This window comes from Sedimentibacter sp. B4, from assembly GCF_000309315.1.
In the GTDB taxonomy this organism is placed as follows: Bacteria; Bacillota; Clostridia; order Tissierellales; family Sedimentibacteraceae; genus Sedimentibacter; species Sedimentibacter saalensis.
Map to the genome: position 1 here is coordinate 24966 of NZ_CANG01000014.1, position 22855 is coordinate 47820.

Here is a 22855-nt window from a genome sequence, read left to right on the forward strand (position 1 = left end):
TTGGGTAAATCATAATCGACGCGAATGACCTACCGCCATTTTTCAGAAAAACGTCTGAAAAATGGGGTTAGGGCATCTTTACTTTTCAAATACTGTTTGCTCTGTAACTTCAGTTTCTAATGCTCTTAATGCTCTTCCTACTAAGTTTCTTCTGATGTCTCTTTCTTCTTCAAGAGTCAGTGAAGGATTTCCCAGTGGGTGAGGAATTGCTATAGTAGGAACTATTCTGTTAGCTCCAACTGTCAAAGATATAGGAACTATTGTGCACATATGTACAACAGGAATTCCTGCTCTTTCTATTTCTTTTACCATCGTTGCGCCGCAACGAGTGCAGGTACCTCAGGTTGATGTCAGTATAACTGCATCAACTCCGTCAGCTTTCAGTTCCTGTGCGAATTTTGCAGCAAAAGCTTTTGCACTCTTAACAGCTGTACCGTTACCAACTGTAGTATAGAAATATCTGTGCAGACTTCCGATTTTACCTTGTTTTTCAAATTCTCTAAGAATGTCAACAGGAAGTACTCTGTCAGGATCTAAATTTGCATAAACAGGGTCATATCCGCCGTGAGCAGTTTCATATGTTGCTTCTGTTAAATCCATTACACCATCAATGTCGTATTTTCCATATTTTGAAGCACTTGATGATTCAATGTGATCAGGGTTTCCTTTAGGAACAATACCGCCGGAAGTAACCAAAGCGATTTTAGCTTTTGTTATGTCTTTTACAGCAGGATTAGGTGCTACTCTGTCAAAGTCAGGCATTGGGAATTCTGTTTCGAATTCTTTGTCTGCTAATTTGCTTAACAGCATCTTAACTGCTCTTTTTGATCCTCTTTCAGTATCAAAGAAGTTCTTTCTGATTCCGTTTGGCATGTAGCCTTCTTCAGAAGAAGCTCCTATTTTTTCACCTTTTGCAAGCTTTAATGCAAGAGGAGCCATTTTCTTAACTGCATCACGCATGCCTGCTGCTGAATTCTTTGTGGAAACAACATACAGACTTGTTTTGAACATGTCAGCTCCAGGATTTTCTTTGTACATTCCTGTAAGAACCGGAATGTTCAATTGATCCTTCACTGCTTTTGCAATAGTACCGCATGCAACGCCATATCTTCCTGCATTAAATGCCGGACCTGCAATAAATAAATCTGGTTGTAATTCTTTAACCATGTTTATGATAGTTTTTTGTGCTTCTTCCATGTTTTCGTTGAAATAAGAGTCTCCACACACAATTGTAGCAACAATTTGTGCTTCATCTCCGAATGCCTGCTGGAAAGCTAATCCAGGTCCTACATTGCCTTCTCTTAATTCAGCTGGAATGTGAGCCATTTCTTCTCCGCCTACATTGGCAAAGAATTGGTTTATATAATGAACAACTTTTAGCATAATTATCTCCTCCTTCCTATCTCGCACTCAATTTGTTGAAGCCCATTTCATTTGTAGCTCCTGTAATAACCTGCAACTCAGCAGTTATGCTTCCGTCAGCATGGAGACTGCCGTCAAAACCACCGGCAATTACATCAGCAACTTCAACGTGGCCAATTATTTTGTCCATAGGTGGAAGTTCAATTACCTCATTGGCATTTCCGCCTGTTACAACTGCATTTGCTCTTACGTCAGCATCTGCAAGAGATTGTGATGTGCCGTCTCTTCCTGCATACTCATCTGTAATAAGAACAGTCTTAATGCCTTTGTTTTCAATTTTCTTGCAGTTCATTATAAGGTCAGTGTCAGGGTTTCCGAAACCTTCTTCTGATACTATAACACCATCTACTCCAAGATATTCAGCAAGCTTAGCACTCCAGTTTGATGATCTTTCTTTGTCTGCAAGGTATACATTTTCATTTGTGATTATAACACCAACAAAGTTCAATGTTTTTCCATGCTCAGCAAATAAGTCATGAACAACAGGATTGTTCAAGTGGTGATAAGTAGTGTTTTTATCGCATGCAGATACGCAGTTACCGCTTACTATAGCGCCGTCCATCATTTCTGTAGGATAAATCAATGTAGATATAGTCTGTTTAGCATCAACGCCATATACATATGTGTCATGCATCAAGCCCTGGCTTTGAAGCATGCATACATAAGCAACTCTTGGCAATTCAGGATACATTTTAATTCCTTCTACCAGTGTAGGAGTTTCAAATGTATCAACCTGATCAGGAGTCATGTTCTTAGCAAGTTCTCCAAGATACATAGCTACTTTGTATCCTGCAAATCTTAAAGCTTTTTCATGTTCATGCTGTTTCAGTGATTCGATTGGTTCGCAAACCAATACTAAATTATTTGTTTGTGAAAATGGTGTGTACTCAGCTCCAGGACCAGTCATATCGATAATACCTTCCTGGAAACCAACGATCTTACCTGTTGTTATAACAGCAGCACCCTTTAAAACGTTTGTTTTGCCTGAACCAACAGTTTCAACTTTGCTTACCATGCCTGGGAATATTCCTCCAGGTCCTTCAACCTTTACTCTCGGTTCAATAACATCTTTAACAGGCATTATACGAACGCTTTCTCCTGGTTTTGCAAGCTCAACATCAGCTGACTTGAAATTCTGATCTTCTAGAATTATCGCTTTAACTTCTTCTTTGTTAACATACAATGTGCCGTTTTCTACTTTGGATTTTTCAGCAAACTGAATATCCTTAATAAAAATGTAGCCTAATTCTAACTTCAAACCGTTCACCTCCATAAATTTTTGCTCGTGTTTATATATTTAACGCGCTTTCAAGCACTGTTAAATCAATTAATTTAAAATCTTCTGTTATCTGATCCGTCATCATGCCAAATTTGTGTTTGCTGAAATTATCATAGGTCATTATTGAATTTTCTATTATGTACAGCGAATCTAAATTCAAGCTTCTCTTATCGTCGGAAATCATAACAGATTTAAATGGCGTTTCATTTGGTTTTACACTGCTGGACAGAGGATGTGTCAGAAGCTCATGACCCTCGTGAATCTTGTCCCTGGTTTTAACCAATACATCCTTGAAACCGCCTTGAACAAATATGATTTTTATTTTATCCTTGTACTTGTCATAAACCTTTTCATTGTTTGTAATAATCATTATTCCCACCTGTTATTTACTTATACTTTTTTTATAAGAAACTAATCGTATGTATTTTGTGCACTAATAATAAAAATAAACGTTATTTCACAGATTGTTTTTAAAATTTAAAATTAAAAAAAGCAGAAAGCATGTAAAAAATATTATGCCTTCTGCTCTGTTTTATAACCTGAGAGTTTCCCCTTACGAGTTGCCCCTTCGGTGCCTGCGCTTTTCAGAGTTTTGTCAGCTTACGGTCCTTCTGCCTGAGATCATCATCAATAATATGGCTAATATTAATTTACTTACTCCTTCGGCGCTGTTAATAACATAACAGTCTCTCCCGCAAACGTCATTCAATTATTCACTTAGATTTATTATATATAATTATATTTAATAAATCAAGTAATATTTATTATTTTTTTTCATCCTTACCGGAAATGACCTCAACTATTGATTCTGCAATATTTGAAGAGTGATCTCCAATTCTTTCAAGGTTTCCGATTATATCCAAAAATATTATTCCCGCACTTGGCTCGCAAATGTAGTTATTTAACCTCTCAATGTGATTTTTCCTTAGAGTTTTATACGCTTTATCGATTCTTGAGTCTATTTCCGAAACTTTGTCACAATCATCACAATTTATTGTTTTTAATGCCAGAAGGGCTGCCTTGAAAACTGCCATTGTATCTTCGAACATAGCTCTGATTTCTTCTACTGCCTGTTCTGAAAAATTAACCTTGTTTTCTATTTTATAAAGAACAAACTCTCCTACATTGTCTGCATGGTCACCAACACGTTCTATGTCGTTAATGCTGTTCATGAGCACAACCAATTTATCCTTTTCAGCATCTGTCATAGATTCCTTATCAAGCTTAACAAGATATTCCAGAGCTTCCTTGCTCACTTCATTTACTTTCTTTTCCAGTTCAAAGACCTTGTATACAAGTTCCTCGTCATTATTAAAGAAAGCTGTAACAGCTGTATCAAACTGTTCATATGCTATGTTTCCAAGGTGAAGCACTTCCTTTGCAGCTTGAACCAACGCTATTGAAGGAGTAACAAGAAGTCTCTCGTCAATATATTTTGTTGCATGTTCTGAATCTTCACCATCGGTCTTAACAAGAAGTTCTGAAGCTTTAACAAGAAGACTGGAAAATGGAAACATGATAACAACATTAATAATATTAAAAAATATGTGTCCTGCCGCAATTTGCTGAGGAACATTCGCAGGAACAATTTTAAGTACCAGCCACTCAACCGGCGCTTTCATGAAAATCATGAACAAAAGCGTACCTGATACATTGAATAAAAGATGTATTACGGCTGCTCTTTTTGCAGTCTTGTTTGCTCCTATGCTTGCAAGAAGTGCTGTAACGCATGTTCCTATGTTCTGTCCAAAAACTATGGGGTATGCTGATTCGAATGAAATAACACCCGTAGCTGCAACCGCAATCAATATACCTGTTGTTGCACTGCTTGACTGAAGTATAGCTGTCATTACAAAACCTACAAGTATTCCAATAAAAGGATTGCTGAACTTTGTCATCAAACCTGTAAAAGCCGGGTTTGTCTCAAGAGGCCCCATGGCATCTTTCATAATATCCATTCCTATAAACAATATACCAAAACCGATTATTACTTCTGCTATGTTCTTAACTTTTTTCTTTTTTGCTGAAAGATATAATATTACACCTATTCCTGCCATAAATGTTGCAAGCTTTGTTATATTCAATGAAACTAAAAATGCTGTAATTGTTGTTCCTATATTGGCTCCCATTATTATTCCAACAGCTTGATGCAAATTCATCAATCCTGCATTTACAAAACCAACTACCATTACGGTTGTGGCACTGCTGCTTTGTATAACTCCTGTAACAAGAGTACCCACAAGCACTCCCATGAGCTTGTTTTTAGTCAGTGCAGCCAATATGTCCTTCATTTTGCTGCCTGCTGCTTTTTGAAGGCCGTCACCCATGTAGTTCATTCCAAATAAAAACAGACCAAGTCCACCTATTAAACTGATTGCTATATCCATATTTCCTCCTACACCAAGTTATTGAAGCCCAACTGACGCAAAGCTTCGTACATTACTATATTTACTGAATTTGCAAGATTTAAACTTCTTGCATCGACATTGTCAATCATGGGTATTTTAATTCTGCTGTTTTTATATTCCTGATGAATACAATCAGGCAGCCCTGCTGTTTCTTTACCAAACATTATGAAACAATCATCTGTATAAGTAACATCAGTGTAAAATCTGCTTTCCTTGGTTGTTGCAATGAATACATCCCTACCTTTCACACTGGACAGGAAATCTTCAAAATTTTCATAAATAGTTATGTTAACCAAATTCCAATAGTCAAGGCCGGCTCTCTTCAAATACTTGTCCGCTAGGGAAAATCCAAGAGGCTTAATCAAATGCAAGTTTGAACCTGTTGCTGCGCATGTCCTGGCAATGTTGCCTGTATTCTGCGGAATTTCAGGTTCAAATAATACTATGTTTAATGACATTTTTCTCTCCTAAATTGAATATAATGTTGAACGCTCAGTAATTATATCATTGTTTGACGATATAATAAAGGAATTATTTTTTCCATATATTACAAATTGTTTAAACTCTTTATGTGCACTTTCTTATAATAATCGCAAAGATCTCGAACACTGCAGTCAGTACACTTTGGATTTTTTGCAGTACACGTAGCTCGCCCATGAGTTATGAGCAGGTGATGCAGCAGATGCCACTTGTATTTTGGAAATCTTTTCATCATATCATCAGATACCTTGTCAGCAGTGGTGCCTTTAGAAAGTCCAAGACGTCTTGAAATTCTGAAAACATGGGTGTCCACCGGAAAGGCCGGAATATGGAATGCTTCTACTAAAACAACAGATGCCGTCTTTCTTCCAACTCCTGGAAGCTTCATCAAATCTTCCATATTTTGTGGAACTTCTCCATTATACTTACACTTAAGTTCCCTGCACATAAGATAAATATTTTTTGCCTTATTTTTGTACAATCCTATTTTTCTTATCTTTTCTTCTAATTCATCTTGAGATAATTTAAGAAAACTATCAAGATCCGGATATTGCATGTACAATTCTTCTGTTACTTTGTTTACGCTTTTGTCCGTTGCCTGAGCGCTGAGCATGGTTGAAACAAGAAGCTGAAATGGAGTTGTATAGTCAAGGCCGCACTTTGCATCAGGATAAGTATCCTTCAAAAGTTCGTAAATCTTTTCTGTTTTCGTCATCAATAAATCTCCTTAACAAAATTAATTATTTCAACTCTTTCATCATTGTCAATAAAATCAATCACTTTTGTTATGGCTGAATCACAGATATTTTTGCTGTTCGAAACCGCTGCAATACCTATAACTGACTTATTCCATATGTCATTGAAATCAACTTCAGCCACGGAAACATTAAATCTTGACTTTATCCTTTCTATTATGCTTTTAAGCACATGCCTTTTTTCTTTTAATGAATATGATTCATAAATTAAAATTTCAATTTCACATGTTCCCACTGTCATGATAATCCTCCAGCAATTTTAAAATCTCACATTTAATTATATCATTTTCATAATCATATCTCTTATGCAAAATACCTGATGCTTTTTTACTGTCAAGCTCCATCAATGTCCAATAAGCATAAATTTTAATCATGTCTGAAGGATTATCAAGTTCATTTTCAACATCCTCAAACAATGAAACAAGCTTTAGATTGGCAATGGAAATCAGTGCATTTCTTTTCCACACATTTTTTCCTCTCCAGCTGCCTGACATGTTGCCGTACTTTTGTTCAAATTCTGCATTTGAAATTTTAAGCAGTTCTTCAAGGTTAAGCTCCAGACTTTTGTAATCCTCATTTGTTTTTTTCTCCAGAATTTTTCTGTTTTTCGGACAAACCAACTGGCACACATCACATCCATAAATTTGATTTTTCATATTCTTTCTGTAATCTAAAGGAATGTATTTTTTAGTCTGTGTGAGTCCCGATATACACCTGGTAGCATCTATTGTTCCGCCTTTTAATATTGCGTTGTTTGGACAACTTTTAATGCATATGGTACAGTCATTGCATATGTCAACAGACTGGCTGTTAACACACTTTATTTCAAGATCCGTTAGCAAGTAACCAAGACTTATAAATGAACCATAATTTTCATTTATTAATAGATTATTTTTTCCATAATGTCCAATACCTGCGTTTTTGCATATTTCTCTATCAACCAGAGGTGTAGTGTCAACACAGGCTGCATATTCAAAACTAAAATAGTTTTTCATTTCAAAAGCAAGATTTTCAAGGAGTTTTTTAACAGTTTTGTGATAGTCCTCTTTATATGACACAACGCTTAAAAGCCCCTTGTTTGGGGCTTGAGATTTTTTATATCCCTCTGCATAAGGCACAGCAATTGCAATGATGCTTTTGCATCCGTGCAAAATGTTCCTTGAATCAAGTCTTTTTTTAATATTCTGTTCTTCAAATTCACTGTTCAACCCATTGTTTTTTCTTGAAACTAATAATTCCTGCAAATAGCTGTAATCTACAACATCTGTGAACCCAATGACATCTATTCCGATTTTTTTTGCAATATCAGCAATTATATTTTTCATATCATTTCCTCATCTTAATATACAATATAACATATTACAAAATAATTCAAGGCTAAAAAATCACAGCTTAAAAGCATGAAACGCCTAATAAATAAAAGCTGCCAAATTTTCATTTGGCAGCCCATTATTAAGCTCTAACCTTAACTGCTTCAGCACCTTTTAACAAAGCGTCTTTGTTTAAAGGAACAAGATGAGTTTTGTTTTCTCCGAAAACTTTAAGGAATGCATGGAGAACTGAATCTATTTCAACTATTTTTGTAAGTTCTACATAAGCACCAAGCATAATCATGTTAGCTACTTTTGGGTTTCCAAGTTCAGCTGCAAGTTCATTTGCTGATACGTAGTAAACTTCAATATCTTTTCTCTTTGGTTCAACATCAATCAATGATTTGTTGATTATAAGTTTTCCACCTGGAACAAGTTCATTTTCAAACTTTGATAGAGAAGGGAGATTCATTACTATGGCTGCAGTTCCGTCTTTTGAAATAAGCGGAGAACCTACTGCTTCATCAGAAACTATTACTGCACAGTTTGCAGTACCGCCTCTCATTTCAGGACCATAAGATGGAAGCCATGAAACCTGTTTGTCTTCAAGCATTCCTGCATATGCCAGAAGCTTTCCTATAGCCATTATACCTTGACCGCCAAATCCGGCCATTATTACTTTTTCTTCCATTTATTTGTCCTCCTCAAAATCTCTGAAATTTCCTAAAGGATAATATGGTATCATATTTTCCTGAAGCCATCCCAATGCTTTGACAGGAGTATAACCCCAGTTTGTAGGACATGTGGACAACACTTCAACTATTGCAAATCCCTTGCCTTGTATCTGGCATTCAAAAGCTCTTTTTATTGCTTTTTTTGCTTTTCTGATGTTTGCAGGAGTGTCAACAGATACTCTTTCAACAAACTTTGCTCCGTCAATTGTAGCAAGCATTTCAGACATACGGATTGGCATTCCGCTGTGCTCTACTGTTCTTCCCAGTGGAGAAGTAGTAGTTTTCTGTCCTATTAATGTTGTAGGAGCCATCTGGCCGCCTGTCATTCCATATATTGCGTTGTTTACGAATATTGTAGTGAATTTTTCTCCTCTGTGAGCTGCATGAACTATTTCAGCAGTTCCTATGGAAGCTAAGTCTCCGTCTCCCTGATATGTGAACACTACATTTTCAGGATGAACTCTTTTTATACCTGTTGCAACAGCCGGAGCTCTTCCGTGAGCAGCTTCCTGCATGTCGCAGTTAAAATATTTATATGCAAGAACTGAACATCCAACAGGAGCAACTCCTATTGCATCTTCCAATACTCCAAGTTCCACCAAAGTTTCAGCTACAAGTTTGTGGATTACTCCGTGTGTACATCCTGGGCAGTAATGAAAAGGAACATCTGTCAAGCCTTTTGATTTTTCGTATACCATTGTCATTATTTAGTACCTCCTGCGATTTTTTCAATTTCAGCCAATATTCCTGCAGGTGTAGGAACCATTCCTCCGGTTCTTCCGTGGAAATATACAGGCATTCTTCCTTCGATTCCTATTTTAATGTCATCCATTATTTGTCCCTGGCTCATTTCAACTCCAAGAATTCCCTTACAGTTTGGATTGATGTCTTTATAAATTGCATATGGGTATGGCCATAATGTAATAGGTCTGATTATTCCAACCTTTATACCTTTTGCCGCAGCTAATTTTATAGCTGTTTTTACTATTCTTGAAGTTGTTCCGTATGCTACGCACACTACATCAGCATCTTCCAATCCGAATGATTCGTAAAGAACTTCATTTTCTTCCATTAATTTATATTTCTTTTCAAGTCTTATGTTGTGATCTTCGCATAATTCTGCTTCCAGGAACAATGAGTTAACAATATTTTTTTCTCTTTTTCCTTTTGTTCCTGTTGTAGCCCAGTCTTTTGCAGGCAAGTTTTTGTTTAAGTTTTCTTTGAACTCAACTGCTTCCATCATTTGTCCAATCATACCGTCTGCACAAATAAGAACTGGGTTTCTGTATTCATCAGCCTTGTCAAAAGCAAGCATAACATAATCAACAGTTTCCTGAATGCTTGCTGGTGCATAACAAAGTGTTCTGTAATCACCGTTTCCGCCGCCTCTTGTTGACTGATAATAATCAGCCTGTCCAGGTTGAATACTTCCAAGACCAGGGCCGCCTCTCATCATGTTAACAATAACACATGGAATTTCAGCACCTGCAGCATATGTAATGCCTTCTTGCTTCAAAGATATTCCAGGGCTTGACGAACCAGTCATAACTCTTGCTCCTGCTCCACCTGCTCCATATACCATGTTTATTGCTGCAACTTCACTTTCTGCCTGCAGGAATACTCCTCCTACTTCCGGTAATGCTTTTGACATATATTCTGGAATTTCACTTGAAGGAGTTATTGGATATCCAAAAAAATATCTGCAGCCTGCTTTTATAGCTGCTGCTCCAACAGCTTCATTACCTTTCATCAATACTTTAGACATAATCTACCTCCGATATTATAATCTTTCTACTGTTATTACTGAATCTGGACACATAATTGCGCAATTTCCGCATGCAATACATTCTTCAATGTTTATTACATGAGCAGGGCTGTATCCTTTGCTGTTTATTTTTTCTTTGTTTAATTTTATAATTTGTTTTGGACAAACAGTTACACACAATTCGCATCCTTTGCATGCATCATCATTAAATGTTACCTTTCCTTTTGCCATACTGAACCTCCATTCTAACTCATCCAATCTTCCCGCATATATAGATTTATGGGGAAAATTTTTTCTAATATTTCTTTATTTGTAATTTTTAAAGCTGTCTCTTTTAAAGCAGCTTCATATCGTATTGGTATATCTGTTTCCCAGGATACTTTCTTTGTGAGCTCGTGACCAAACTCTACATCTTCAACAGTTGTATCCTTAAGCAGATGTGTGTTGTTTATAAGTCCTGTAACCTTCAAGCCTGATGTTTGTTCTATCAGTCTCAAAAGTTTCACTGTATCTTCAGCTGTCCTTGTTTCTGGACGATTGCCGTTAATAACATAAAACATGTCGTATTCAACGTTTTTGATTTGCTCTGCATATCTTGCAAGAACTCTTGCTCCCACAGGATCTCCTCCTACATCTATGACTGATTTCTCATTTTGGTTCATGATAACACCGGTCATTTCAGCAGGCAGGGCAGGAATGTCAACAGCTGTATTTCTTATGCTGCTGTCATATACCTTGATGCCGATTTTTTCGAAAAATTCTCTTTTTTCCCTAGACCTGAAATAAGGATTAACAATATCCAAGTCAGCAATGCTGACATTATCATAATGCTCCTTAAGTTTTACGGCGTAGTTTACTGAAAATTCTGTTTTTCCGCTGCCGTAATGTCCAATTACAATAACCAACCTCTTGTCATGCATATTTGCCCCTCCTTTCAAGCCTGTGCTCATTATTTGTATTCCTTTGCTGCCTCAGTGTTGTTTAACACTCTGAGACCACCCTGAGCTAAGGCTAAAAGTTCATCTTCTCCAGGATAAGCTATTACATCTGCAATAAACTTAACCTTATTTTCTATCATTTGAACAAAGTTTTTATCATAAGCAATGCCTCCTGTAATAAGGATTGCATCAACTTCACCATCAAGAACTACTGCGTATTCACCAACAGCCTTTGCTACCTGGTATGCCATTGCGCTGTAGATCAATTTTGCTTTTTCATCGCCAGATTGTGCTCTTTCGCTTACTTCTTTTGCATTGTTTGTTCCAAGGTAAGCAGTTATGCCGCCCTTGCCAACAATCATTTTCTTAATTTCAGCTTCAGTGTACTTGCCTGAAAAGCAAAGTCTTACAAGTTCATCAGCTGGAAGAGATCCTGATCTTTCAGGTGAAAATGGTCCTTCACCGTTCAGTGCGTTATTAACGTCAATTACTCTTCCTTTTTTGTGTGCTCCCACGGAAATTCCTCCGCCTAAGTGAACAACAACAAAATTCATTTCATTGTAATCCTTGTTGAATTTTTCTTTAGCAGCTCTTCTTGCAACTGCTTTTTGATTTAATGCGTGCCAAATACTTATTCTTTCAAACAGTGGATGACCGCTTATTCTTGCCACATCATCCAATTCGTCAACTACAACCGGGTCAACTATGAATGATGGGATGTTTACTTCATCAGCTATGCTGCGGGCAATTAGTCCGCCAAGGTTTGAAGCATGCTCACCTTTTACGTTTGTTTTCAAATCTTCAATTAGTCTGTCATTTACAGCGTATGTTCCTCCTTCTATAGGCATCAACAGTCCTCCGCGGCCCACAACTGCATTTAATGATTCAACCTTGATGTCATTTTCTTTCAACGCTTCAAGTATAAGCTGTTTTCTGAATTCAAACTGGTCAGCCACATTGTGATATGGGCTTAGTTCTTCATTTGAGTGTCTTAAAGTTTTTTCAAACACCAGGCTTTCATCTTCGAAAACAGCAATTTTTGTTGATGTTGAACCTGGATTGATTATTAATTGTTTCATGTTATCTCCTTATATTATGAGCACAAAACTGCCAAAGCTATTGAATTTAACTTGGCAACGTCTGAATCGGCTCTGGATGTAAGTACTATTGGTGCTTTTGCACCCAAAATAATTCCTGCATTTTCTGAGTCGGAAAAATATGTCAAAGCCTTGTACAACACATTTCCTGCTTCAATGTTAGGCATAAGCAATATATCAGCATCTCCGGCAACTGCACCATGGACTCCCTTTAGCTCTGCTGCTTCTTTAGAAATAGCATTGTCAAGTCCAAAAGGGCCTTCAACTATGCAACCTGTTATTTTGCCGTCTTTTTGCATCTGTACAAGTTCTTGAGCATCAACTGTTGCCTGCATCTTTGAACTTACTTTTTCCTTGGCACAAACAACTGCTACTTTTGGGTTTTCTATTCCCAAAGAGCGGGTCACTCTCAATGAGTTTTCAAGTATCTGTCTTTTTTCTTCTGCATCCGGTGCAATATTCATGGCTGCATCAGTAATTAACAGGAGTTTGTGATATTTTTCAATTGCGAACACAGCAGCATGGCTAAGTGTATTTCCTGTTCTAAGTCCAATTTCCTTGTCAAGAACGGCTTTTAAAATTATAGATGTGTCAATAAGACCTTTCATTACAACATCAGCTTTACCGCTGCTGACAAGTTCCACGGCTTTTCTGGCAGCCAGGTTGCCGTCTTTTTCGTCAATAATTTCAATGTCATCTAAGACAAATTCAATTTCTTTTGATATTTCTTCAATTTTTTCTTTGTCTCCAACTAATATAGGAACGCATATACCCGCATTCACAGCTGCTTTTATTGCCTTTAACACATCTTCGTCCTGGGCAAATGCAACAGCTATTTTTTTAAGGCCTTTGTTCTTAGCTGAAACTAATATATCTTCAAACTTTTTCACTGTCTCACCTCAACTAAATATATAAGCAATTATTGTGCCAACTTTTTTCGACAAAATAAAATAAAAAGTTAAACATTGAAAATTCAACATCTAACTTTTTAAATTATTTTATATATTTTATAAGTTTCTAATATTTTTTTGATTTGCAAATTTTTGCGTGCATTTTTTTGCACAGCAGTAGTATTTGCAATTTTTTGCACAACTATTCTATTCCGTACTTATCCATTTTGTAGTAAAGGCTTCTAATGGAAATTCCGAGAAGTCTTGCAGTTTCAGTTTTGTTTTTGTTAAGTTTTAAATATGCATTTCTTATATATTCTGCTTCTGCCTTTTCCAGAACATTGTTTAAACTTGTCAATTCCTCATCTTTGTACACAACACAGTTCATTGTCTGGGTTTTTCTATTTGAATATAAATGAGGCAGATGAACAGCCTGTATCATCTTTTCATTGATGTTCATGTTTATTATGGATCTTCCTATGACATTTTCAAGCTCTCTTACGTTGCCTGGCCAGTCATGGCTCATCAGAATATTTAGCGCCTCTTCAGATATGTCCACAATGTTTCTTCCATATTCGTCGTTAAACTTTACTATGAAACTTTTCACAAGAAGGGGGATGTCTTCTTTTCTTTCTCTTAAAGGCGGAATAAAAATCGGCAATATGCTAAGCCTGTAAAACAGATCTTCCCTGAATTTCCCTTCCTCCACAGATTTTATTAAGTCTGCATTTGTAGCAGCAATTACTCGCACATCCACGGAAATTGTCTTGTTGCTTCCAACCCTCATTATTTCCTTTTCCTGCAGAACCCTCAGCAGCTTAGCCTGCGTGTTCATGCTTATTTCTGATATTTCATCAAGAAATATTGTACCCTTGTCTGCTTCTTCAAAAAGCCCTTTTCTTCCTCCCTTTAGTGCTCCCGTAAAAGATCCTTCCTCATATCCGAACAACTCACTTTCTAGAAGCGAATCAGAAAGAGCAGCGCAGTTAACCCTGATAAAATTATTGTATTTTCTGCTGCTTTGTGCATGAATGGAATTAGCAAAAAGTTCTTTTCCTGTTCCGCTCTCTCCTCTTAATAAAACCGTGGCAGGAACCTTGGCAGCTTTTTCAATCATGTTTTTTACTTCTTTAATAGAAGCAGATTGTCCTATTATGTCTTCAGGCTTGTACTTGTATGTCAATGCTCTTAATTTTTTTTCTTGCTTCTTCAAGCTTGTCTGTAAGATCTTTAATTCCTGACATGTCATGAAGAACAGCAACACTGCCCTTCATAACTCCGTTTACGATTATGGGGGCGGCCTGGGCAACAACTGTTTTTCCGCTTGGTCTGATTTTCAACTTTGTGTTCTCAACAGGTTTTTTAGTAGAAAGAACCTTCATGTGGAGGCTTTCTCCTTCCTCAATGTCATAAAGGGCATTTTTCCCAAGAACATCATCATACTCAAGTCCCGTAATTTTGGTATATGCCGGATTTACAAGTATGTGCACGCCTTTTTCATTTACAACACTGATTGCATCCTGTGTTGCCAGAAAAACAGCCTGTAACATTCCCTGATAATCCAAGCTGTTTATTTCAATATCTGGTTTTCCCATATTATCCTCTTTATTTACTCTTCATCTGCAGCATCTGTTGCTGAGACAGGTGCAGTAACAGTTACATCAACTGTATTCTGACTGAGAGATATACTGTTTAATTTTATATCAGTAACGCATTCTACATTGACTGTTATGTTTCCGACAACAGCTTCAGTCATGTCTGAAGACAATATTAAATCACTTTTTTTCAAAGAATTTACAATAGTTGAAGTGCCAACAACCTTAACAATGATATCCTGATCTGTGTTTGCAGGTGATGCATTACTTCCTTCCTTCAGATTTACAAACTGTATGTCTGATGTCTTGTAAACAAATTCTTTTTCTACTACTTCCTCAATTACTGCATTCACAACAGGTGTTGTGGTAAGGTCCATGAGTATGAGCCCATCGGTGTTCAATATGTCCTTTGATGAAAGTATATTGTTATATGCTCCAGAAATATCAAGTTCTGCCAAAGAGAGCTCCTTGATTGTATCAAGAATGTCCTGTCTTGCAGCTATCCTTACTTTCTCAGGATTAACCGTTACATCCACAAGCTGGTAACCTGCTTCAGGATTTCCTGTTACCGTTGGAACCAGGTTCACATATTTTGTAGGATACACCGGAACTGTAACTTCCACATTGCCAACCGGTGAAGACATGAATATTTCCGTGTCGGTTCCGTCATAAATTCTTACTGGTACGGTCTTTATAAGGTCATTTTTAACGCCTTCAATGTTGACAGTAGCAATAGCATGATTTGCTGAATTCACTACGCTTCTTGGTCCTGTTATCTTCACTGACGATGGATTTGAAAGAGGCAGTGACTTGTAGTAACCATCAGCCTGGTTTCCTTCATACTGAACTGTTACATCCATGACTCTTGATATAATTCTTTCTATGTTGCATGCTATCTGAGAAGGGTAAGTATTTACTATTTCAACACCGTTTGGCCCTGAAATTTCCACCTTGGCATTAGTTATTCCTTCCCCGAAGCCGTATACATCTATATATGCCGTAAAGTCGCCCTTTTTTATGTTATTAAGCTGTTCGCCATAACCTTCAACCTTTACGCTTACAGTCAGGTTGTCCTTGTCTGTGTTCATCATAACAAGGTTTGAATTTTCAAGTGCAGATAGATTTTTAATTGTAACAGGAATATTTGTGTAGGTATTGTTAAGCAGAGGGCTAGTTTCAACCATTATTATAATCCATAGGATTACAGAAACTACTAGACAAGTAACTTGGATGACTAATTTATCGTTTTTTATCTTCATTTCGGTTTCTCCATTTATCAATTAAATTTCCCTTGTCGCTTTCAGTATAAATACCGGCTAACAAATCCTGCAGCTCTTCTATTTGAATGTTTCTATAAAGCCTTCCCTCCACAGCATATGAAATATATCCTGTTTCCTCTGAAACAATAAGTGCAATGGCATCGGATTTTTCCGTCATGCCTATGGCTGCCCTGTGTCTTGTACCTATGTCCTTGCTCAATAAATTGTTTTCTGTAAGCGGAAGGAAACATCCTGCTGCTCTAATGGTATAATCCTTGATAACCACTGCTCCGTCATGAAGAGGAGTGTTCGGTATGAATATGTTTATTAATAGTCCGCTTGATATGTTTGCATTAAGTTTTGTTCCGCTGTCAGTAATGTCTGTGAGACCTATTTTCTGCTCAAATATCATCAATGCTCCGATTTTCTGCCTTGCCAGTGAAGATGTTGCAGAAACAATTTCTTTTATTACCTGTTCAGAAGTTTGAGCATTTTTTTCATAGCTTGAAAGAGTAAATGATGTTCTTCCCAGATACTCCAGTGCTTTTCTTATTTCTGGCTGGAAAACCACAACCAGTGCAATCACGCCAACCTGAAATGTGTGGTCCAGAATGTATTTAACCATATGAAGCTGAAATATCTGCGATATTGGAATCAATGCAACCAAAAGCACAATTCCTTTCACCAGCTGTTTAGCTCTCATGTCACGAATGAGTAAGTATCCGTGATACAGCACATAGTAAACAAGACCTATGTCCACTATGCTGTTTAGTCCGATATTTGAAATAATTAATTTTATCTGTTCCATGCCACCACTTCCCCAATTTAATTCTCACCTATTTGTTACTCTGCTTTCATTTGCGCCATTGTATCACTGTAGGACCTGTTCATTCTTGTCTTTGAATTTGCATCTACTTCACTGCTTTCAATATATTCCATTATTGGATATACCACATGTTCTGTTCCGCCATCAGCAGTCTTTCCCTTATAAACCCATAGAGGGATATATTCTATCTTTTTAATAGAAACTTCTCCTGTTTCGCCTTTTTTTTCTATTTCAATATCAATAACAACGCCGTCTTCCGTGTATTTTGAAATTTCTTCGCTCATTCCGTAGGGAACAAGAGTTTCAACTCTTTGATTTGATAAAAAATTACCCATGGAATATGCCACAAATTTTGTCTTTCCGTCATACTCCAATGTCTTGGCCGGTTGTATAACGTGAGGATGACTTCCAAGTATTATGTCTGCACCTTCTGTAAACAGCATGTCTGCAACTGCTTCCTGAGTTGCTGTCTGCACCCTTGCATATTCATTTCCCCAATGTAGAACTGCAATTATTACATCAGCTTTTTGCTGTTTTGCATATGCAATGTCTTCTTTCATTTTTGTTTCATCAATAATGTTGATCAATGTATCCAAATCTTGTGGTGACATTACAGAATCAAGGCCGTTTAACATTTCCGTATAAGAGAGGAATGCAATTTTTATACCTTGAACATCTTTTATGAGCACTCTTGTTGCTGGTTTCTCCACATAAGTACCTATGCTGTCCATGCCTCTTGATTGTATTTGCTGTACTGTTCTTATGAGGCCTGCTTTTCTTGTGTCGAGGCTGTGGTTGTTAGCAGTGGACAAAACATCAAATCCTGCATCCTTTATTGCATCAAGAACTTCGTCAGGAGCATTGAACAATGGATAGCCCTGGTAACTGTACGTTTCATTTCCTGCAGTTGTTCCTTCAAAGTTTGCTATTGCTAAATCTGCATCGCTTAATATGTCTTTTACTGCTTTGAAGCTGTTGTGAAAATCGTATGTCTTTGTTGCTGCATCATATGCTCCGTCAATTTGTGACGGATGAAACATAATGTCACCTGTTGCTTTTATATTTATTGTAATGTCCGGAATAACGTCCGTTTTGGGTTCTTCTTTTATAGGTTCTTCTTGAGGCGGCTGTTCTGTCGAAGGTTTTTCTTCGTTGTTTTTATTTTCACTTCCCAATCCTCTCACTGCAAATGAAGCTGCTGTTATTCCTATTATAACTATCAAACCCAGCAAAGAAGCTCTGAGCCTTTTTTTTCTAAGTCTTTTTTTTCTGTTCATTTATACCCCTTGATTTATATAAATTATTAATTATCTTTTAAAATGCTTTTGATTTACATTAATTGTTCATATTATAATATTAACTTAATGCAAAGAAATTTGCAATAAACTAATTATTAAAAAACACTTAAATATTTCCAATGTTTTCTTAATTTTTTCGCGGTTTTATTAAGGCCTTAGGTCCATAACCTATTAGATCGTACCTGTTTTCCTTCATAAGAGCCTTTAGCACAATGTCGTAATTTTCCTTTTTGTTGTATTGCAATAGGGCACGCTGCATCCGTCTTTCTTCTTTATCTTTAGGAACATGCACTTTTTCTTTAGTCAAAGGATTTATACCAGTGTAGTACATACATGTTGACATTGTTCCTGGCGTTGGATAAAAATCCTGCACCTGTTCCGGAATATGACCCATATCTCTTATATATTCGGCAAGTTCTATGGCATCTTTAAGAGTTGAGCCCGGATGTGAAGAAATAAAGTACGGAACTATATACTGTTCCTTGTTTATTTTCTTGCTGGTGTCGTTGAATTTTTTAACAAATTTGTTGTACGTGGAAATTGAAGGTTTGCCCATGAGCTTCAAAACCGAATCAGAAACATGTTCAGGAGCTGTTCTTAATTGCCCGCTCACATGGTACTTGCAAAGTTCATCCATGAACTCATCACTATTATCATATATTGCATAGTCATATCTTATGCCAGATCTTACGAAAACTTTTTTTATTCCTTCAACTTTTCGGATTTTTCGAAGCAGATTGACATAATCGCTGTGGTCAACCTGAAGATTCTTGCATTTAACAGGTGTCATACACTCCCTGTCCTTGCATGCTCCCAACTTTTCCTGCTTTTTGCAGGCCTTAATTCTAAAGTTGGCTGTAGGTCCTCCCACATCATGAATGTAACCCTTGAATTCCTTGTCATTTTTCATTGTTTCCACTTCTTTGAGTATTGAATCATGACTTCTTGCCTGGACGATTCTTCCCTGATGAAAATTAAGAGCGCAGAAATTACATCCTCCGAAACACCCTCTTACGCTTGTTATACTGAATTTGATTTCTTTTAGAGCAGGTATTCCGCCGTCTTTTTTGTAAATGGGATGGCAATCCATCATGTATTCCAGGTCATATACATCATCAAGCTCATCCATGGTTAGAGTTTCCATTGGAGGGTTTTGAACCACATATACCGTACCATATTGTTCCACAAGAGTTTTGCCTGATATGGCATCAGTATTTTCATATTGAATTTTAAAACTTTCGGCATATTTTTCCTTTGAAGATGACACCTCATCAAATGTAGGCAGAAAAAGAGGTTCAAATGGTCGTTCTCTGTCCTTTGTCTTGTATACGGTTCCATTTATGAATGTAATTTCTCCAGCAGGAATTCCTGAATCAAGGGCTTCAGCTATTTGAATGAGAGATTTTTCTCCCATTCCATAAACAAGTATATCTGCTCCGGAATCAAGTAAGACGCTTCTTTTTATGCTGTCGCTCCAATAATCGTAATGATTAAGCCTTCTTAATGACGCTTCAATTCCACCTATTATAATAGGAATATGCTTGTATGCTTCCCTTATTTTGTTTGAGTAAACCGTAACAGCCCTGTCAGGCCTCAAGTTTGGTTTTCCTCCGGGAGAATAGGCATCCGTGTTTCTTTTTTTTCTGAATGTTGTGTAATGATTGACCATTGAATCTATATTTCCGGAATTCACCAGAAATCCAAGTCTCGGTTCTCCAAGAACTTTGAAAGACTCAATGTTCTTCCAGTCCGGCTGCGCTATTATTCCCACTTTATAACCGTATCGCTCAAGAAGCCTCGACAATATTGCCGAACCAAAGGATGAATGGTCAACATAAGCATCTCCTGTAACAAAGATGAAATCGCACTGATTCCACCCTCTTTTCTTCATATCATCTATATTAATTGGTAAAAAATCCATGTATCCTCCGATAATTTTTTTATAATTTAATTATACCATTAAAACATTAATTAAAACAATATAAATATGGAGGCTACTTATTATTGGAACAATAAAAAAATAAACGGAAGACTGTATCTTCCGTTTTATGTATTACATTATTACTTCAACAGTATCTCCGTTTACAAGTCCTGCTGCGTTTCCTTCTTCTACATCAAGGTGCATGTCTAAAGCATATTCGTCATGAACTCTTATAAGCACGTTGTCAAAAGTTAAACCTCTTGGTCCGCCTACTTTAACCTGGACTATGTCTTTGTCTTTAAGACCGTATTTTGCTGCATCAGATGTGTGCATGTGGATGTGTCTTGAAGCTGCTATAACACCTTTTTCAAGCTCAACTTCTCCGCATGGTCCAACAAGCTTAACTCCCGGTGTACCTTCAGTCTTTCCTGAATCTCTTACAGGAACTTCTTTCAATCCAAGTGTAAATCCATCTGACAATGAAATTTCAACCTGTGTTTCTTTTCTTGCAGGTCCTAATATTCTCACACCTTTAATTGTTCTTTTAGGACCTACCAGGTCAACTTTTTCATCACATGCAAATTGCCCAGGCTGGCTTAAATCTTTGATAGGTGTCAGTTCATGTCCTTCACCGAATAGTATATTTATATGTTCTTTGCTTAAATGAACATGTTTGTTTGATAAACCCACTGTTACTTGAAAACTCATGTTTTTCCTCCGTTAATTTAATTTTTCTAGAAAAATTATAATATACTGAAGAAATAATATCAACTCTAAATTTCATAATTTTTAATTATATTGATTATTTAACTTTTTTTACCTCTTTATCACCCGGAACAATTCTATAAAATATGTTCAGCAAAGACAAAATTACAAAATAATAAAATATGTATCTTGAAACTATGCTGTTTGGAATGAGTTTTGACGAAAAATAAAAAAACACTGTTGCAGCCAGATAAAGAATTGTTTTTTTACTGTCAAAAACATTATTTTTCACTTCTTCTTTTTCTGCAATTTTCTTTTCGTTGCATATTTGATCCATAAATCTTTCATCTTCAGGAAGCATATTTTGTTTTTCGACTCTATCATAAAGTTCATCAATATCAAGAATTTTTATGTCCACCTTGTGGTTGAATTTTTCAAGAAGTTCGGCAGCCCCCTGGCTAATGGAGCCCGTTACTGCCAGATAACCTGTTCGTATGCCGTTTTGGCCCATAAATTCAATCATGCTGCGCACATCAGTTTTTTCAACTTCATTTTCTTCAAGAAGTTTAAATATTTTAATGCAATGAATAATTCCTTCTTTTTCAGCCAGATACATATGATGTCCTTTTTTTATGTAATTTCTCCATCCTTCCTTTTCAAGTAAATATCCTATGAAAAGTTCAAAATCGGCTGTATTGATTTCAGAAAGTTTTCTTTTGAAGTAGTCTTTCTTTATTCTTGTAAAAAGCTTATTTTTTCCTTCTTTTTTCATGCGTTCCACGTTCATTTTATTTATGAGCGTAAATATAAGAAAAACCTCAGCACAAAAAAGAACAGACAAAAAAATGTCGCTTGTCATGAAAAACATAACTGCAAGAACAACAATGCTTAATAATATTTTATATAAAACCAGATCTGTCCTGTAGCTGAAGTATTTTCTGCTTCCCAGTGCTTCTTTTACAAAAATTCTTTTCATGTTCTTGTCGTTAATCATAAAATCACCTCTTTGTAATTATTTCCACATTTTCTTGTTATATACTGTTTTGCAATAAAAAAACTGTCCTAAGACAGTTTTTCTTTAAATTCCGTTTACAGCCTGCTCAAGCTTATCAAGATACTTGATCGGGAAATATGCAAGCAGTTCCTTGAACTGTTCAACTGTAAGCCCTTGAGCAGAAGTATATAATTTAATTTTTTCATCCAGACTGGCATTTATGAATTCTTCTTTGATTTCTTCAAATTTCTTTTCCATTTTCTCCTCTTTCTTTAATATATTCCCGGCGATGCAATGCACATAATTTCTGTTGTTTCTTCTGATGGATTGAACAATTTGTGCGGAATGTTCGAGCATATGTAAATGCTGTCGCCTTCTTCGATTATTTCATTGTAATCAGCAAAATTAACTATCAATTTTCCTTTTATTATTATTACACATTTATCAGAATCTATTATTAAAAAATTATCACTTTCCCATTTTCCGGGTTCAATAGAGCTTTTGAATATTGAAAATTTCATACTGTTTTTTTGCTCATTTCCTATGGGAAGCAAGAATTCAAGCTCCTGATTCTTTTCCGGATAAATAAGTCTTTGTCTGTCTTCTTTCCTTGTAACAGTTACGCTTACTGTTTCGTCCAGAAAATAATAGGGCGAGATTCCAAATACTCTGCAAATCTTAGTAAGAGCAGTCAAAGAAGGCTCAATGAGGTTTCTTTCCACCTGAGATATGTAACTTGAAGTAAATCCTGACTTCTCAGCAAGTTCATCTATTGTCATTTCATTGTGCTTTCTTAATTTTCTAACCTTATTGCCGTCCATTTTTTACCCCGATTTGAATTTGTAAAATGATATTACTCTAATAAGGCCAATTAGTCAATATATTTCAACATAAATTAGAACTTTTTATTATTATAAATAAACATAAACACACCTGTTAAGCTGTAGCTTAACAGGTGTTTGTTACTCTTTGTTTTTCTTTTCTCTTGAATCATAAAAATTTTGAAAATTGTCATCCTTAAGCCCAAATACAGCTCTTGCACTTTCAGCCTGTGGATCATGTTTTATATGTTTTGAATGGAATTTTCCGTCTTCTTTTTTGTTATTGCTCGTACTTTTCATTTTATTATCTGTCATAAATTTCTCCTTAAAAGATTTTTATTATTATGTCAGATTTTTA

26 protein-coding genes and 1 riboswitch are annotated in these 22855 nt (G+C 36.3%); all 26 genes read right to left on the bottom strand.

Annotation, left to right across the window (positions count from 1 at the left end; genetic code table 11):
- Window positions 1–78: 78 nt before the first annotated feature.
- Complete coding sequence (gene grdB / locus BN358_RS02690; protein WP_157593230.1) at window positions 79–1389, bottom strand: glycine reductase complex selenoprotein B; 1311 nt, start codon at window positions 1387–1389, stop codon at window positions 79–81.
- Window positions 1390–1399: 10 nt separating this feature from the next.
- Window positions 1400–2680 carry a glycine/sarcosine/betaine reductase component B subunit gene (locus BN358_RS02695; RefSeq protein WP_019227786.1) on the bottom strand — a complete coding sequence of 427 codons (1281 nt, stop codon included), beginning with the start codon at window positions 2678–2680 and terminating at the stop codon, window positions 1400–1402.
- 31 nt (window positions 2681–2711) lie between these two features.
- Window positions 2712–3071, bottom strand: coding sequence for a GrdX family protein (locus tag BN358_RS02700; RefSeq protein ID WP_019227787.1), 360 nt, complete (start codon window positions 3069–3071; stop codon window positions 2712–2714).
- Between the two features lie 223 nt (window positions 3072–3294).
- Window positions 3295–3406: riboswitch (glycine riboswitch) on the bottom strand.
- Window positions 3407–3465: 59 nt separating this feature from the next.
- Complete coding sequence (locus tag BN358_RS02705; RefSeq protein ID WP_019227788.1) at window positions 3466–5088, bottom strand: Na/Pi cotransporter family protein; 1623 nt, start codon at window positions 5086–5088, stop codon at window positions 3466–3468.
- Window positions 5089–5096: 8 nt separating this feature from the next.
- Window positions 5097–5567, bottom strand: coding sequence for a tRNA (uridine(34)/cytosine(34)/5-carboxymethylaminomethyluridine(34)-2'-O)-methyltransferase TrmL (gene trmL / locus BN358_RS02710; RefSeq protein WP_019227789.1), 471 nt, complete (start codon window positions 5565–5567; stop codon window positions 5097–5099).
- Window positions 5568–5656: 89 nt separating this feature from the next.
- Window positions 5657–6307 carry an endonuclease III gene (gene nth, locus BN358_RS02715; protein ID WP_157593224.1) on the bottom strand — a complete coding sequence of 217 codons (651 nt, stop codon included), beginning with the start codon at window positions 6305–6307 and terminating at the stop codon, window positions 5657–5659.
- Window positions 6304–6585, bottom strand: coding sequence for a DUF503 domain-containing protein (locus tag BN358_RS02720; protein WP_019227791.1), 282 nt, complete (start codon window positions 6583–6585; stop codon window positions 6304–6306). Before BN358_RS02720 ends, nth begins: the two co-directional genes overlap by 4 nt.
- Entirely contained in the window at window positions 6566–7669 is a 1104-nt protein-coding gene (gene queG, locus BN358_RS02725; RefSeq protein WP_019227792.1) for a tRNA epoxyqueuosine(34) reductase QueG, read from the bottom strand. Before queG ends, BN358_RS02720 begins: the two co-directional genes overlap by 20 nt.
- 127 nt (window positions 7670–7796) lie before the next feature.
- Complete coding sequence (locus BN358_RS02730) at window positions 7797–8345, bottom strand: 2-oxoacid:acceptor oxidoreductase family protein (RefSeq protein ID WP_019227793.1); 549 nt, start codon at window positions 8343–8345, stop codon at window positions 7797–7799.
- Window positions 8346–9092: a thiamine pyrophosphate-dependent enzyme gene (locus BN358_RS02735; RefSeq protein ID WP_019227794.1), complete on the bottom strand. Its 747-nt coding sequence runs from the start codon at window positions 9090–9092 to the stop codon at window positions 8346–8348.
- Window positions 9092–10153, bottom strand: coding sequence for a 3-methyl-2-oxobutanoate dehydrogenase subunit VorB (locus BN358_RS02740; protein WP_019227795.1), 1062 nt, complete (start codon window positions 10151–10153; stop codon window positions 9092–9094). The genes BN358_RS02735 and BN358_RS02740 overlap by 1 nt, the downstream gene beginning before the upstream one ends.
- 15 nt (window positions 10154–10168) lie before the next feature.
- Complete coding sequence (locus BN358_RS02745; RefSeq protein WP_019227796.1) at window positions 10169–10384, bottom strand: ferredoxin family protein; 216 nt, start codon at window positions 10382–10384, stop codon at window positions 10169–10171.
- Between the two features lie 14 nt (window positions 10385–10398).
- The gene (locus tag BN358_RS02750) at window positions 10399–11073 is read right to left on the bottom strand and encodes a hypothetical protein (RefSeq protein WP_040581934.1); all 675 of its coding nucleotides are present in this window, start codon (window positions 11071–11073) and stop codon (window positions 10399–10401) included.
- A gap of 29 nt (window positions 11074–11102) precedes the next feature.
- Entirely contained in the window at window positions 11103–12170 is a 1068-nt protein-coding gene (gene buk / locus BN358_RS02755; RefSeq protein ID WP_019227798.1) for a butyrate kinase, read from the bottom strand.
- A 14-nt stretch (window positions 12171–12184) separates the two neighbouring features.
- Window positions 12185–13078, bottom strand: coding sequence for a phosphate butyryltransferase (gene ptb, locus BN358_RS02760; protein ID WP_019227799.1), 894 nt, complete (start codon window positions 13076–13078; stop codon window positions 12185–12187).
- Between the two features lie 202 nt (window positions 13079–13280).
- Window positions 13281–14291 (bottom strand): sigma-54-dependent Fis family transcriptional regulator, encoded by a 1011-nt coding sequence (locus BN358_RS02765; RefSeq protein WP_019227800.1) that lies wholly within the window; start codon window positions 14289–14291, stop codon window positions 13281–13283.
- Window positions 14239–14673 carry a PAS domain S-box protein gene (locus BN358_RS27385; RefSeq protein ID WP_019227801.1) on the bottom strand — a complete coding sequence of 145 codons (435 nt, stop codon included), beginning with the start codon at window positions 14671–14673 and terminating at the stop codon, window positions 14239–14241. Before BN358_RS27385 ends, BN358_RS02765 begins: the two co-directional genes overlap by 53 nt.
- A 14-nt stretch (window positions 14674–14687) precedes the next feature.
- Complete coding sequence (locus BN358_RS02770) at window positions 14688–15932, bottom strand: YbbR-like domain-containing protein (protein WP_019227802.1); 1245 nt, start codon at window positions 15930–15932, stop codon at window positions 14688–14690.
- Window positions 15913–16740, bottom strand: coding sequence for a diadenylate cyclase CdaA (gene cdaA, locus BN358_RS02775; RefSeq protein WP_019227803.1), 828 nt, complete (start codon window positions 16738–16740; stop codon window positions 15913–15915). Before cdaA ends, BN358_RS02770 begins: the two co-directional genes overlap by 20 nt.
- Before the next feature lie 35 nt (window positions 16741–16775).
- Window positions 16776–18035 (bottom strand): CapA family protein, encoded by a 1260-nt coding sequence (locus BN358_RS02780; RefSeq protein WP_019227804.1) that lies wholly within the window; start codon window positions 18033–18035, stop codon window positions 16776–16778.
- A gap of 148 nt (window positions 18036–18183) precedes the next feature.
- Window positions 18184–19977 (bottom strand): YgiQ family radical SAM protein, encoded by a 1794-nt coding sequence (locus tag BN358_RS02785; protein WP_019227805.1) that lies wholly within the window; start codon window positions 19975–19977, stop codon window positions 18184–18186.
- Between the two features lie 132 nt (window positions 19978–20109).
- Entirely contained in the window at window positions 20110–20685 is a 576-nt protein-coding gene (gene pduL, locus BN358_RS02790) for a phosphate propanoyltransferase (protein ID WP_019227806.1), read from the bottom strand.
- A 94-nt stretch (window positions 20686–20779) separates the two neighbouring features.
- A complete protein-coding gene (locus BN358_RS02795; RefSeq protein ID WP_019227807.1) occupies window positions 20780–21676 on the bottom strand; it encodes a restriction endonuclease in 897 nt (298 codons plus the stop codon).
- A gap of 84 nt (window positions 21677–21760) precedes the next feature.
- Window positions 21761–21934, bottom strand: coding sequence for a hypothetical protein (locus BN358_RS25940; protein WP_019227808.1), 174 nt, complete (start codon window positions 21932–21934; stop codon window positions 21761–21763).
- A gap of 14 nt (window positions 21935–21948) precedes the next feature.
- Complete coding sequence (locus BN358_RS02800; protein WP_019227809.1) at window positions 21949–22497, bottom strand: XRE family transcriptional regulator; 549 nt, start codon at window positions 22495–22497, stop codon at window positions 21949–21951.
- 141 nt (window positions 22498–22638) lie between these two features.
- Window positions 22639–22812, bottom strand: a complete 174-nt coding sequence (locus BN358_RS25945) for a CPC_1213 family protein (RefSeq protein ID WP_019227810.1) — start codon at window positions 22810–22812, stop codon at window positions 22639–22641.
- Window positions 22813–22855 lie beyond the last annotated feature (43 nt).